The 14,039-nt window shown below is 39.8% G+C and carries 10 protein-coding genes; all 10 read right to left on the bottom strand.

Going from position 1 to position 14,039, the window contains the following annotated elements; genetic code table 11:
* Positions 1-28: 28 nt before the first annotated feature.
* Entirely contained in the window at positions 29-1,543 is a 1,515-nt protein-coding gene (gene purF, locus AC2INI_RS09140) for an amidophosphoribosyltransferase (RefSeq protein WP_122033176.1), read from the bottom strand.
* Between the two features lie 34 nt (positions 1,544-1,577).
* Complete coding sequence (gene cvpA / locus AC2INI_RS09145) at positions 1,578-2,069, bottom strand: colicin V production protein (protein WP_122033177.1); 492 nt, start codon at positions 2,067-2,069, stop codon at positions 1,578-1,580.
* A gap of 61 nt (positions 2,070-2,130) precedes the next feature.
* A complete protein-coding gene (locus tag AC2INI_RS09150) occupies positions 2,131-2,691 on the bottom strand; it encodes an SPOR domain-containing protein (RefSeq protein WP_122033178.1) in 561 nt (186 codons plus the stop codon).
* A 9-nt stretch (positions 2,692-2,700) separates the two neighbouring features.
* Entirely contained in the window at positions 2,701-3,981 is a 1,281-nt protein-coding gene (gene folC / locus AC2INI_RS09155) for a bifunctional tetrahydrofolate synthase/dihydrofolate synthase (RefSeq protein ID WP_122033179.1), read from the bottom strand.
* A 100-nt stretch (positions 3,982-4,081) separates the two neighbouring features.
* Positions 4,082-4,966: an acetyl-CoA carboxylase, carboxyltransferase subunit beta gene (accD, locus tag AC2INI_RS09160; RefSeq protein ID WP_122033180.1), complete on the bottom strand. Its 885-nt coding sequence runs from the start codon at positions 4,964-4,966 to the stop codon at positions 4,082-4,084.
* 177 nt (positions 4,967-5,143) lie between these two features.
* A complete protein-coding gene (gene truA / locus AC2INI_RS09165) occupies positions 5,144-5,932 on the bottom strand; it encodes a tRNA pseudouridine(38-40) synthase TruA (protein WP_122033182.1) in 789 nt (262 codons plus the stop codon).
* 91 nt (positions 5,933-6,023) lie between these two features.
* Positions 6,024-10,115 carry a FimV/HubP family polar landmark protein gene (locus tag AC2INI_RS09170; RefSeq protein ID WP_486304668.1) on the bottom strand — a complete coding sequence of 1,364 codons (4,092 nt, stop codon included), beginning with the start codon at positions 10,113-10,115 and terminating at the stop codon, positions 6,024-6,026.
* Positions 10,116-10,306: 191 nt separating this feature from the next.
* Positions 10,307-11,320 carry an aspartate-semialdehyde dehydrogenase gene (locus AC2INI_RS09175; protein ID WP_122033858.1) on the bottom strand — a complete coding sequence of 338 codons (1,014 nt, stop codon included), beginning with the start codon at positions 11,318-11,320 and terminating at the stop codon, positions 10,307-10,309.
* Complete coding sequence (locus tag AC2INI_RS09180; RefSeq protein ID WP_122033859.1) at positions 11,320-12,450, bottom strand: 4-phosphoerythronate dehydrogenase; 1,131 nt, start codon at positions 12,448-12,450, stop codon at positions 11,320-11,322. The genes AC2INI_RS09175 and AC2INI_RS09180 overlap by 1 nt, the downstream gene beginning before the upstream one ends.
* A gap of 293 nt (positions 12,451-12,743) precedes the next feature.
* Positions 12,744-13,955, bottom strand: coding sequence for a beta-ketoacyl-ACP synthase I (gene fabB, locus AC2INI_RS09185; protein WP_486304669.1), 1,212 nt, complete (start codon positions 13,953-13,955; stop codon positions 12,744-12,746).
* Positions 13,956-14,039 lie beyond the last annotated feature (84 nt).

The raw sequence follows: 14,039 nt of genomic DNA on the forward strand, positions 1-14,039 counted from the left end.
ATTAATCAATTATTTACTACGATTGGTATTACACACCTTCGTTATAAATATCTAGGCTTGCAATGTCTTGAGCTTCACTGTCTTGCTTAGCATCATCACCGCGCAATCCTTCAATGTGCTCAAGATATTCTTGGTCAATATCACCCGTTACATAGTGTGCATTGAACACAGACGTTTCAAAACGCTCTATCTCACGGTTACCACAACCAACAGCATCAACAAGATCTGGTAGGTCTTGGAAGATTAACGCATCTGCACCTATTTGCTTACAGATCTCATCCACTTCACGGCCATGAGCAATTAATTCGTTCGCACTTGGCATATCAATACCATACACATTCGGGAAACGAATCTCTGGTGCTGCTGATACCATATAAACGTTTTTCGCACCTGAATCACGAGCCATTTCAATGATTTGCTCTGATGTAGTACCACGAACGATTGAATCATCAACCAGCAATACGTTTTTATCTTTAAATTCTGAACGAATTGCGTTCAGTTTACGACGTACTGATTTTTTACGCTCTTGCTGACCAGGCATGATAAACGTACGACCAACATAACGGTTTTTCACAAAACCTTGGCGGTATGGCTTATTAATAATTTGTGCAATTTCAAGTGCAATATCGCATGAGGTTTCAGGAATAGGCAAAACGACATCAATATCTAAGTCTTCCCACTCGCGCTTAATTTTCTCGCCTAAGCGTTTACCCATCTCAACACGAGCGCTGTACACTGAAATTTTATCAATGAATGAATCAGGGCGAGCGAAGTAAACAAATTCAAAGATACATGGGTTTAATTTTGGATCATGAGCACATTGTTGTGTGTATAAACCACCTTCAAATGGAGCATAAATTGCTTCACCTGGTGCAACATCACGAACAAAGTCAAAACCAACCGCATCAAGTGCTACTGATTCAGACGCAACCATGTATTCTGTACGACCTTCGACTTCACGCTTACCTAAGCATAAAGGACGAATACCGTTTGGATCACGGAAGGCAACCATACCATGGCCAATAACCATAGCAGCTACCGCGTATGCACCACGAATTTGTTCGTGTACGTTAGCTACCGTTTTAAAAATATCTTCAGCAGTAAGAGGATAATGTGTTGTTGCATCAAGGTGGTGAGCAAAGATGTTTAATAGCACTTCAGAATCTGAAGTCGTATTTACATGTCGGCGCTCTTGTTCAAATAAGGTCTCACGGATTTCATTCGCATTGGTTAAGTTACCATTGTGCGCTAATGTGATCCCAAAAGGTGAGTTTACATAGAAAGGTTGAGCTTCTGAAGCGCTTGAGCTACCTGCTGTAGGGTAACGAACATGGCCAATACCTACATTACCTTGTAGACGTTGCATGTGTTTTGCTTCAAATACATCCTTCACCAAGCCGTTCGCCTTTCTCAGACGGAAACGATTGCTTTCTATGGTAATAATACCAGCAGCGTCTTGGCCACGATGTTGTAACACTGTCAAAGCGTCATAAATTGACTGGTTTACAGGTGTTGCGCCTACGATTCCAACAATACCGCACATGTCCTAGAGTCCTCAATTTGCTAAAAAACTGGCGCTATTTAGCGCCAGGAAGAAAACTTGATGTATCCTTTAAGTAATCGAAGAACCATTCAATGACCACCGAAAATTGCGGTATCAATTGAGATTGCTTCCACCACTCAGAGTCTGATAATGAGGTAAAGGCATCGATAAAGAAAAGGACCGCGGCTATAATTAATACGCCCCTTAACCCACCAAAGACAATACCCAACACTCGATCAGTTCCTGATAATCCGGTTTTTTGAACTAGCTGTCCAACAACATAGTTCACCACCGCACCAACGATCAGTGTCGCTACAAACAAGGCAGCAATTGCACTGCCATTTCTTATCATTTCATCATGTATGTTTGTAAAATAAACCGCTAATTTAGGATAGAAGTTACTGGCGACAAAAAAAGCACCAAACCATATCACTAATGACAACGCTTCTTTTACAAATCCTCTAATCAAACTGATTAAAGCTGATAGGCTAATAACACCTAAAATGACAAAATCGATCCAAATCATAATTTATCTTTTCTCTGTTGCTGCGCATTTTAACAGAAAAATCCGCGACGCAAACGTTTTCTTATGGGTTTAGTGGTGTAAATTTAAGCAATTGACCATTTAAGCCAGTAATTTCTTTTAGTTTCGGTAACTGTTTCTCTAAATCAGGTTTCGAAACATCTGGACCGACAGCCACTCGTACTAAATCCCCTTTTTTAGGATCTTTAGGAAAAGTATGAGCTTGAAAGCCTTGCTTACGCAGTTTAAGAGCTAAATTTTGTGCATTATCTGCATTTCTAAACACGCCTAACTGAATAATCCATGCGCTTTTAGCGTAATCAATTTTTTTGGCTTCTGGTGCTGGTTTTTTCTCTACAATGGTAAGCACTTCTTTTTCAGGCTCCGCTTCAGATGACTCAATAGTCACCTCAACAGGCTCACCTGGAAGCTCTGCATCAAAGTCGACAGGCTCTTGGATTTCGAACTGCTCTACATCTTTAGAAAGCTCTGGTTTAATTGGAATGCTGGCAAATTCTTCTTGGTAATGTTTTTTCTTACCATCGAATACATCTGGTAAAACAATTACCCCAATAGCAACCAATATAATGGTTCCGACTAAACGTCGTTGAAATGGACTAGACACTCATGTTCCTCATGCTTCTTTTTTCCAGTAATCCCATACTTCACCAACCGTATGGAAAGAACCAAAAACTAAAATTAAATCATCATTATCAGCCTGCGTTAGCGCTACTTTAAAGGCATCTACAGGTGATGAATATTCTGTTGCTTCTACATCTATAACCGCGGTTAATTCACTCGCGTTAGCCGCTCTAGGGCCAGATAATGAAGCAGGATACCAAACATCAACACTTCCCGTGAACTCACCTAGAGTCGATTCAATGTCTTTATCATGTAACATGCCGACTACTGCATGTACTTTCTTATTTGGGAAACGCTGTCTTATTTGTTGTACGAGATAATTTGCTGAATGTGGGTTATGTGCAACATCAAGAATAATCGTTGGCTCACTCTCTTGATTGCCACGGCTTAAACGTTGCATTCGCCCCGGTAGACTCGCTAACGTTAACCCTTCAACAATATTAACATCTGTTAATTCTAACCCTGATGTCCCTAAAGCCATGATTGCCGTTGCAGCATTCGCTAGTGGTAAGTTTGGTAATGGCAGATCATTTAAATCAAATGCCCCACTTTTCCAAGACCACGTTTGCGCTTCAGAGTTCACGCTGTAATCAAATTGATAACCGACTTGGTATAAATCAGCACCAATATCATCTGCATGGGCGGCAACACTAGATGGTGGATTTGGCTGACCACATATTGCTGGTTTTTCAGAGCGATAAATCCCTGCTTTTTCAAAACCAATTACTTCAATGTCATCACCAAGCCAATCAACATGATCAACCGCTAAACTCGTAATAATAGAAACATCATGGTCAACAATATTTGTTGCATCTAAACGTCCACCAAGGCCGACCTCTAAAAGAACAACATCGACTTGATGCGCTTTAAAAGCCCACAAAGCAGATAGCGTACCAAATTCAAAAAGGCTTAAGGATGTTTCTTTACGCCACGCTTCAATCGCAGAAAAAGACTGAGTGATAAGTGAATCAGATAAATCGTTACCGTTGATACGAATACGTTCGTTGTAACGAATAAGGTGAGGAGAGCTATAAACGCCTACACGATAGCCGGCATTAAGTAAGATAGATTCCATTAATGCACAAGTAGAGCCCTTACCATTTGTTCCTGCAACAGTTATCACTGTTGGTGCAGGTTTGGTGAGTTTTGCTCGTTGTGCAACACGCTGAACGCGCTCAAGGCCTAAATCAATGGCACTTGTATGAATGCTTTCTAAATAACGAAGCCACACCGATAAATCAGATGTGGCTTTCGGAGAATCAAATGATGTCATAATTCAACTACTTCACTACGGAATATAGTGACAGTATATATGACTTAGGTTGCTGTTTTAAAGTAAGAACTAACAACCTTGCTCTCATTTAATTTGTTTTTTACTTTGGTCCATCAACAGAAACAACTAATGGAGAAGACTGATTCGTCATTTTCGCCATTAAACCACCGATGCGCTGACGCATTTCACGACGGTCAACAATCATATCGATTGCACCATGTTCAAGTAAGAACTCGCTGCGTTGGAAACCTTCTGGAAGATCTTCACGAACGGTTTGTTCGATAACACGGCGACCAGCAAAACCGATTAAGGCTTTTGGCTCACCAATATTAATATCACCTAGCATTGCTAAACTTGCTGATACACCGCCCATTGTTGGGTCAGTCAGTACAGAGAAAAATGGTAGGCCTTTACGAGATAAACGTGCTAATGCCGCACTTGTCTTTGCCATTTGCATTAGAGACATAAGTGCCTCTTGCATACGAGCGCCACCACTTGCAGAAAAACAAACTAATGGACAGTTGTTTTCAATTGCCGCATCAACCGCTTTAACAAAGCGAGCGCCAACAACAGAGCCCATTGAACCACCCATAAATGAGAATTCAAATGCACAAGCAACAACAGGTAATTCTAATAATGTTCCTTTCATTACGATAAGAGCATCTGTTTCATTACTTGATTTCTGTGCTGCTGAAATACGATCTTTATAGCGTTTTGAGTCTTTAAATTTTAAAAGATCTTTTGGCTCTAATTCTTGACCAATTTCTACACGGCCTTCTGCATCTAAAAACGTTTCTAAACGTTTACGAGCTTTCATTCGCATGTGATGGTCACATTTAGGACACACTTCTAGATTACGTTCTAGCTCTGCAGAATAAAGCACTTGTTCACATGACGTACATTTCGTCCAAACCCCTTCAGGGATCGATGCTTTACGTGAACTAACAATATTGCTTGTATTAAAAATCTTTTCAAGCCAACTCATGGACGACCTTTCTATTAGTGATCTCTCGCACCATCGCAAGAGAAATAAAATCAATTAAATAGATTAAACCATAAATAATAGCCAGTGTAGATAAAAAACTGGTTGTACCTATTTTCAAGATTGAACCTATATCAACTTTTTGCTGATTAAATACACATATTTAATCTCGTTGAAAGATCAATTATCCGGTAAAAATAGAGGACCTAATGGCACTCGTGGTAAATCCCATTCTTTTGGATAATCCACATCAATAAGATATAAGCCTTCAGCTTTAGCTGTTGGTCCCGCTAATTTACGGTCTTTTGCTTCTAGTAGCCATTGAACCCATTCGGGTTTTTGCTTACCTCTGCCTACTTCAATTAAGCTACCAGTAATATTACGCACCATATGATGAACAAAGGCATTAGCTTTAATATCAATCACGATAAAGTCCCCATGACGGGTTACTTTCAAGTGGATTAGATTACGCCAAGGGGTACGTGACTGACAACGAACAGCTCGAAACGAAGTGAAGTCGTTTTCACCCAATAAATACTGCCCAGCTTGGTGCATTAAATCAGCATCTAATGCTTCATGATAATGGCTAACACCATGACTAAAAATGGCAGGACGTTGGCGGTTATTAAAGATGATATAACGGTAACGTCGTGCTGTAGCGGTAAAACGAGCATGAAAATCTTCGGTAACTTCTTTAACCCAACGAACCGCTATATTTTTTGGTAAATTTGCGTTTACCCCTACCATCCATACTGGTAATTTACGGGTGCTATTTGTATCAAAATGTACGACTTGACCGGTTCCGTGTACTCCAGCATCAGTTCGGCCTGCACACATAACCTCAATAGGTTCATTCGCAACAATCATTAAGGCTTTTTCTAATTCTTCTTGGACACTCGTTACGTCTTTTTGACTCTGCCAACCGTGATAACTGGCACCATCATATTCGATACATAAAGCTATTCGCATGATATTTGATTCTTTTTATTCAATAATACGCCATTATAAAAAAAGGCGGAGCTCACCGCTACCGCCTTTTTAAGATTATTGCCAATCTAAACTAATCAATTTGTCGCATTAATTTTTCAGCTTCAACTTTCAGTGCTGGATCATCACATCGCAATACTTCTTCTAGAAGCTCTAAAGCGCCTTTGTCATCAGACATCTCAATATAAGCTTTAGCTAAATCAAGCTTGCTTTGAGCATCACTATTTACATCAACATCATGAGAGCCTACATTACCTAGCATGTCTGGGAAGTCATCCAACCCAACATCTAAATTCAAATCTTCTTCTTCGAAGTCTGATTTATCTCCATTTTCAGTTTCTGCAATTAATGCTTCTATACTTAAGAAACGATCTTCACCGTGAGGATCACTCTCAACATTAGGTTGCTCTGACCAATCTTCATCTTCTAGTTCTGCTTCTGTATTTGATGCGTTATCTAAATTGAATCCGCTCCAATCACTCGCTCCATCATCTAGCATGCTATCAAGATCTAAACCTGAACTATCAAGATGAGTTAAGGCTTCTTTTTCTTCATCAGAAACTCGTGATTGAAAATCAAAAGCTGTTGGCTCTGATTTATCTTCATCTTCTGCTGCTTCATTTCTTGGCTCTGCGTGAATAATTTCATCAGAAGTATCTAATTCAGAATTAAACTCTTCAAGATCGTTACTGTCTTCATCTTCTAAAGCAGCCAATGCATCTTCTATTGATAGTCCTTCAAAGTCACTGTCACTGTCATCAAGTTGAGTTTCATTGCTTGGTTGTGAAAAATCAACGGCACTGTTTTCTAAGAAGTCATCTAAAGAAAAATCATTTTCGTCGTCTTCATCTTCTACTTTATCTAAAGGCTCATCATTTTCAACGTCTAGCTCTTCAGTTTCAGCAAACAGATCATCTAACTCATCGTTAGTTTCTGACTCTAACTCTGGCCCTTGAGCTTGTTCTGTCGCATCTGTACTTGATGTATCCAGTTCTACTGGCTCTTCAAGTTCAGAGAATACATCATCTTGTTCAGCTTCTGATTCAACTTCAGGTTCAGGTTCAGGTTCAGGTTCAAGAAGATCATCAAGCTCAAACGAAATTTCATCTTCTGTTTCCTCTTCTACTTCTCCTAAAGGCTCATCATTTTCAATGCCTAGCTCTTCAGTTTCAGCAAACAGATCATCTAGCTCATCGTCAGCTTCTGACTCTGGCTCTTGAGCTTGTTCTGTCGCATCTGTACTTGGTATATCCAGCTCTACTGGCTCTTCAAGTTCAGACAATGCATCATCTTGCTCAGTTTCTAATTCAACTTCAGGTTCAAGAAGATCATCAAGCTCAAACGAAATTTCATCTTCTGTTTCCTCTTCTACTTCTCCTAAAGGCTCATCATTTTCAATGCCTAGCTCTTCAGTTTCAGCAAACAGATCATCTAGCTCATCGTCAGCTTCTGACTCTGGCTCTTGAGCTTGTTCTGTCGCATCTGTACTTGGTATATCCAGCTCTACTAGCTCTTCAAGTTCAGACAACGTATCATCTTGTTCAGTTTCTAATTTAACTTCTGGCTCAAGAAGATCATCAAGCTTAAATGAGATGTCGTCTTCTGCTTCCTCTTCTACTTCAGCTAAAAGCTCATCATTTTCAACATCTAGCTCTTCAGTTTCAGCAAACAGATCATCTAACTCATCGTTAGTTTCTGACTCTGGTTCTTGAGCTTGTTCTGTCGCATCTGTATTTGGTGTATCCAGTACTACTGGCTCTTCAAGTTCAGACAACGCATCATCTTGTTCAGTTTCTAATTCAACTTCTGGTTCAAGAAGATCATCAAGCTCAAATGAAGCATCTTCTTTTTCTGTATCAGATTCAAATAATGAAATATCATCATCTTCGTCTTCATCAGCTTCAACTAACCAATCTTCATCACGAGGTGTGTCTTCTGAAAGTGCCTCTGATACTGCTACACCTTCTACTTCAGTATCATCGCCACGCTTTCCCGGAGTAGTTTCTTCCTCTTCAACATCATCACCAAGTAACTCATCTAAAAGTACGGTGCTGTCTTCATCTAGCTCAATTGTATCGTCTTCGTCTTCATCATCTAAAAACTCATCCAGAAGGGCTGTGCTATCTTCATCGATTTCTACACTGTCGTCTTCTTCACTCAGCTCTTCGTCATCACCAAGTAATTCATCAAGTAATGCCGTACTGTCATCTTCGATATCTAAGTCAATGCTCTCTTCTTCATCATCAGACTCGCCCAATAACTCATCAAGTAGCGCCGTATTGTCATCTTCGATATCTAAATCAATACTCTCTTCATCATCAGATTCATTAAGCAACTCATCTAGTAACGCTGTACTCTCTTTATCAGATTCTAAATCAATATCCTCTTCATCAAGCTCTCCAAATAAAGCATCATCATTATCTAGTTCGATACTCTCTTCTTTATTAGAACCTTCAGTCGTTTCATTTGTATTTTCCATCTCTGATAATAAAGCATCAAAGTCCAATTCATCTTCTACTGAATTTGAAACCGGCTCTGGAGCAAGTTTGGTTTCTTCTTTTTCGTCCAGATCCCAACCTTGGTCTAGCTCAGACTCTTCTGAGTCATCTTCCATATCCATTGATGAGAACAGATCATCTAGCATTGATTGATCAAGTTCTCCACCTTCAAGATCTTCGTTATCATCAAGTTCTGGCGCTGATTTATCTAACGCTGATAGATCTGAATCATCAATAAGTGATAGATCAAAGTCGTCATCTTCTTCTTCTAAATCGCTTGCTGAGAATAAATCACTGTCGAAATCATTCAGTGCTTTTTCCATCTCCTCAAGACCTAGTGCTTTTTCTTCCGCATCAACGGTTAGTGCACTTGAGGACATATCAATGTCATCATCTAAACCATCAAGGTCTAAATCAAGATCTCCATCAGACAACATTAAATCTAAATCATCGTTTTCTTCACCGTCTAATGAAGCAAATGGGTCATCATTATCTGAACTGTTATTTTCGGTTTCAAACTCAGCGAATAAATCATCATTTGAATCTGAATTATCGTCACCAAATAAGAATTCGTCATCATTTAGATCACCTAAAAGGTCATCATCGTCATCTAAACTAATTTCTGGAATGTCATCATCCATATTGAAATTATTATCTGGCATAACTAGCGGTGAAGGCTGAGTTTCTGACGTATTTTCTGCGTCTTCCTCTTCCTCTTTCTTACGACGGAATAAGAAGAATGCAATTAAGCCTGCAATTAAGGCGCCTGGAATTAAAGCAAGTAATGCGATTAGACCTGGGCTTGATGCTAAATTATCCATTGCACTTGGTTCTGCTTTTTTCTCAGCAGCCGCAAGTTGTTTCTGTTCATTAATGAATTTTTCGACTTCATTACGAATTCGGTCTTCATCCCCTAATGAATTTTTTAGATTGTCGACTTCATTTTGAACTTCTGCTAATCGAACACGCAGTTGGTGGTTATTTTCTTGTAATGCTGAAAATTCTTGTTCTGTGGTATCTAATTCAGATTTCAGCTCAATAACTGAAGCAGGAGCAACAGCTTTACTCACCTCTTTAGCTGGTGATTTATTAACAACCGATGCTTTTTCTTTACTTGGAGATAACGCTGTTTCTTTTGACGCTGGCGTTGATTTACGCTCTGATACAACTGTACTTGTCGTTTTGGTACTCACTGATTTTTGCGCGTTCTGTTTATTTTTATGAGCAATAAGCAGTTGTTTAGCATCATCAGTATTTTCACGACGAACTTGTTCTAACGTCGGTAATCGCAAACGGCTATTTGGCTCTAATCCATGAATATTATTATTTTCAAAGGCGTGTGGATTTAAGCGATAAATAGCAATTAAGGTTTGCTGTACCGAGGTCGTATTTGATGGGTTCACACGACTTGCAATTGACCACAGAGTTTCATCTTCTTTTGTTGGGCCATACATTTTTGTCGGTGTTTTTGCTTTTTGCACAACAGCAGTAGTCGAGGCTCTCTCTGGTTGTGATTGAACAACAGCTTGCGAACTGACAGTTTGATCCTTTCCCTCAGGCCCCACAATTTGAATTGTTCCTGCTGCGTTTGCAACGGAACATTGTGATGCAATGAATAGCGCCAAAGGAGTTAGCGTTTTTAACAATTTGTTGGATGCGTCAGACACTAGAGATGCCTCTTAAATAAATGAAAAAATGATATCTATGTAACTATATCGGATAATAATAAAAAAACTGTAGCGATTTAGCAAAAACTGTGGAGTTAATGGAAGAAAAAAGCCTTAGCTTTCACTAAGGCTTTCTTTTTTATGGCTAATATGCGTATTTGTTATAAGCAATTCTGCATATATATTATCTATTAATAATAATCGCGAATTAATACTTCTGCGATTTGTACTGCGTTGGTTGCAGCACCCTTACGTACATTATCTGCAACAACCCACATATTTAGCCCCATTGAGTGACTAATATCCTCACGAATACGAGCAACCATTACATGGTCTTTACCTGTAGCATCACTCACTTGTGTTGGGTAATCATTACCGTGGAATACTTCAATTCCATCTGTCTCTTCAAGTAAACGAGTTGCTTCTGCTGCATCAATTGGAGCACGAGTTTCAATATGAACCGATTCAGCATGGCCATAAAAAACAGGGACACGCACACACGTTGCATTCACTGTGATGCTTTCATCTGCAAAGATTTTTTGCGTTTCCCACACCATTTTCATTTCTTCTTTGGTGTAGCCATTGTCCATGAACTCATCAATGTGAGGTAGGCAGTTAAATGCAATTTGCTTATCGTATGCTTTGTTCTCTGCTGGTAAGCCATTTAATAGCTTAGCCGTTTGACCTGCTAATTCATCAATACCCGCTTTACCAGAACCTGACACTGACTGGTACGTTGATACGTTAATACGATCAATACCTACAGCATCATGAATTGGTTTTAACGCAACTAACATTTGAATCGTTGAACAGTTAGGGTTCGCAATGATATTGCGGTTACGAAAATCAGCAAGGGCCTCAGGATTTACTTCTGGGATCACTAATGGAATATCCTGATCGTAACGGAAGTGCGAGGTATTATCGATAACAACAACACCAGATTCTGCTGCAATTGGAGCCCATTTAGCTGAAAGTTCACCACCCGCAGAAAATAGACCTATTTGCACTTGGCTCCAATCAAACTCTTCTACATTTTCAACAGTTAATGTCTTATTATTAAAACGAACTGTTTTACCTTCACTACGCTCGGAAGCTAAAAGGTATAAATTGCGAACAGGAAACTTACGCTCTTGCAATACTTCTATGATTGTTTCGCCAACGGCACCAGTTGCGCCAAGAATGGCAACATCAAATTCTTGAGTCATTAGACTTCCTCGATTGTAAATCCAAGTTGTTGTAACGGGGTAAGACCACAGTTTTTATCACCTGTGATTGTGATTGCACTGTATTCTCTTCTATCCCAATAATCTTTGCGCATTTTGTCAAATGCACCAACTGTTGAGATTTCGGTTCTGAATATGGCATCATCTTTTCGCACATCATAGACTAACTGAATCAAATTGTGCAGTGTTGAATGATCCCATTGCTGATTTAGTGTCACATTAGGGATTGGCGCGATAGGTAATAGAGCCTGAGGATCAGCTCGTTCTTCACGATTTAATAACTCACAATAAGAGTTAAAGATCATGGTTGTTCCACGTGCTTTGCCTTCTAGTCCATACCCTGCAATATGAGGAGTGGCGAAAGAGAGTAAAGGCAATAATTCCATATCAACTTCTGGCTCAAACTCAAACACATCTAATACCGCTTTAAAGCCATCTTGTTTTAATAAGCGTTGTTTTAATGCTTGATTATCAACCACAGGACCACGCGCAGCATTGATCACTATTTGGTCATTACGCAGCGCTGTTAATCTTTTTTCATTCATCAGATGATGAGTTGGAAATTCACCATTGCGGGTGATCGGCGTATGGAAACTAATAACATCTGATTTTTCTAACAATTCTTCTAGCGGCACGAATGCGCGTTGATCGCCTTCTTGCTCTTTGATTGGGTCATTAAGTAAGTATGGAATAGCTAACGCATCAAGACATTTAGCTAAATAAGAACCAACTTGACCTGCACCCACAATACCAAACGTTTTATCAAAGATAGAAAAACCGTGTTGTTGAGCCAATACCATGACACAACTTAATACGTATTCAGCAACACCCACTTTATTACAACCAGGAGCTGCCGTGAAAAATATCCCTTTTTCTTTCAATAAAGTTTGATCAACATGGTCCATACCTGCTGTTGCTGTGCCTACAAACTTAAGTTTATTGGCTTTTGAGATCAGCTCAGCATTCACTTTGGTTACAGATCGAATCATTAATGCATCAACATCAATTAAATCATCTGCTGTTAGTGTTCTTCCTGATTTAGCAACAACTTCGCCTAGCTCACTAAATAGTTCAGCAGCATAAGGCATATTTTCATCAATCAATATTTTCATTTTTTAATCAGTTATCCTTTTCGATTTATGAATTCAGTTTATCATACCAATCACAGTAAGTAAGTGTTCAGAAATAGCGCAGGAAAAATGCTTGAGAACAAGGCGGATTTTTTGATAAGTAGCTATTCTACAATCAAAAAATTGAACGCAGTTATCGAGCATTTTAACCAGCTAGGATGATCAATTATTTACTACGATTGGTATCACACACTTCCGTGATAGAAAACAGGCATAAAAAAACCCAGCCAATTTAAGTGACTGGGTTTTACTATCTTTTTTTAGTGGTTACGCGATTACGCTTCGTATTTCTTAATTACTAGCGTTGCGTTTGTACCACCAAAACCAAAGCTGTTAGACATAACTGTTGTTAGTTTTTGATCGCGTTTTTCAGTAACGATATCAAGACCTTCAGCTGCTGGATCTAGTGTTTCAACGTTGATACTTGGCGCGATAAAACCGTGATCTAGCATTAGCGTTGAGTAGATAGCCTCATGAACACCGGCTGCACCTAGTGCGTGACCAGTCATTGCTTTAGTTGCAGAGATTGCAGGGCTGTTCGCACCAAATACTTCTTGGATAGCGCCTAGCTCTTTTGCATCACCAACAGGTGTAGATGTACCGTGAGTGTTCACGTAATCTACGCTGTCTACATTTTGCATTGCCATTTTCATACAACGAACTGCGCCTTCGCCTGATGGTGCTACCATGTCGTAGCCATCAGATGTTGCACCGTAACCTACGATTTCACCGTAAATTTTAGCGCCACGAGCAAGTGCATGTTCAAGTTCTTCGATAACAACCATACCGCCGCCACCAGAGATAACGAAACCGTCACGATCTGCATCGTAAGTACGAGATGCTTTTTCTGGTGTGTCATTGTATTTTGATGATAGTGCGCCCATCGCATCAAACATCATCGTTAGAGACCAATCTAGCTCTTCACCACCACCAGCAAACATTACGTCTTGTTTGCCAAGTTGAATAAGCTCTACCGCGTGACCAATACAGTGCGCAGAAGTTGCACATGCAGAACTCATTGAGTAGTTAACACCACGAATTTTAAACGGTGTTGCAAGACATGCAGAAACCGTTGACGCCATTGTACGTGGAACCATGTATGGACCAACACGCTTAACGCCTTTCTCACGCAAGATATCCACTGCATTTACTTGGTTTAGTGATGATGCACCACCAGAACCTGCAACAATACCTGTGCGGTCATTTGAAACTTGATCTTCTGTTAAGCCAGAATCTGCTACTGCTTGCTCCATTGAGATGTAAGCAAATGCAGCCGCATCACCCATGAAACGCATTTTTTTGCGATCGATGTGGTCAGCAGGGTTCATTTTCAAATCGCCCCAAACATTACTGCGCAGACCCTTTTCAGCGAACTGCTCAGAGAAGTTAATGCCTGATTTACCAGCTTTCAGAGACTCTAATACTTCTTCTGCATTGTTACCGATACTTGATACAATGCCCATGCCTGTAATTACGGCTCTTTTCATGATTCTTTCCTAATAAGTCATAAATCTTGGTAGATAATAGCGAAGATAGCACAACAAAGTGGTCAGCTTTCCTATAAGTCGTTA

Source organism: Aliivibrio friggae (assembly GCF_057368515.1).

What these genes read in the sequence shown, in the direction of transcription:
- purF (WP_122033176.1), bottom strand. Translation starts at nt 1,543, where the DNA reads ATGTGCGGTATTGTTGGAATCGTAGGCGCAACACCTGTAAACCAGTCA.
- cvpA (WP_122033177.1), bottom strand. Translation starts at nt 2,069, where the DNA reads ATGATTTGGATCGATTTTGTCATTTTAGGTGTTATTAGCCTATCAGCT.
- folC (WP_122033179.1), bottom strand. Translation starts at nt 3,981, where the DNA reads ATGACATCATTTGATTCTCCGAAAGCCACATCTGATTTATCGGTGTGG.
- accD (WP_122033180.1), bottom strand. Translation starts at nt 4,966, where the DNA reads ATGAGTTGGCTTGAAAAGATTTTTAATACAAGCAATATTGTTAGTTCA.
- truA (WP_122033182.1), bottom strand. Translation starts at nt 5,932, where the DNA reads ATGCGAATAGCTTTATGTATCGAATATGATGGTGCCAGTTATCACGGT.
- AC2INI_RS09175 (WP_122033858.1), bottom strand. Translation starts at nt 11,320, where the DNA reads ATGACTCAAGAATTTGATGTTGCCATTCTTGGCGCAACTGGTGCCGTT.
- AC2INI_RS09180 (WP_122033859.1), bottom strand. Translation starts at nt 12,450, where the DNA reads ATGAAAATATTGATTGATGAAAATATGCCTTATGCTGCTGAACTATTT.
- fabB (WP_486304669.1), bottom strand. Translation starts at nt 13,955, where the DNA reads ATGAAAAGAGCCGTAATTACAGGCATGGGCATTGTATCAAGTATCGGT.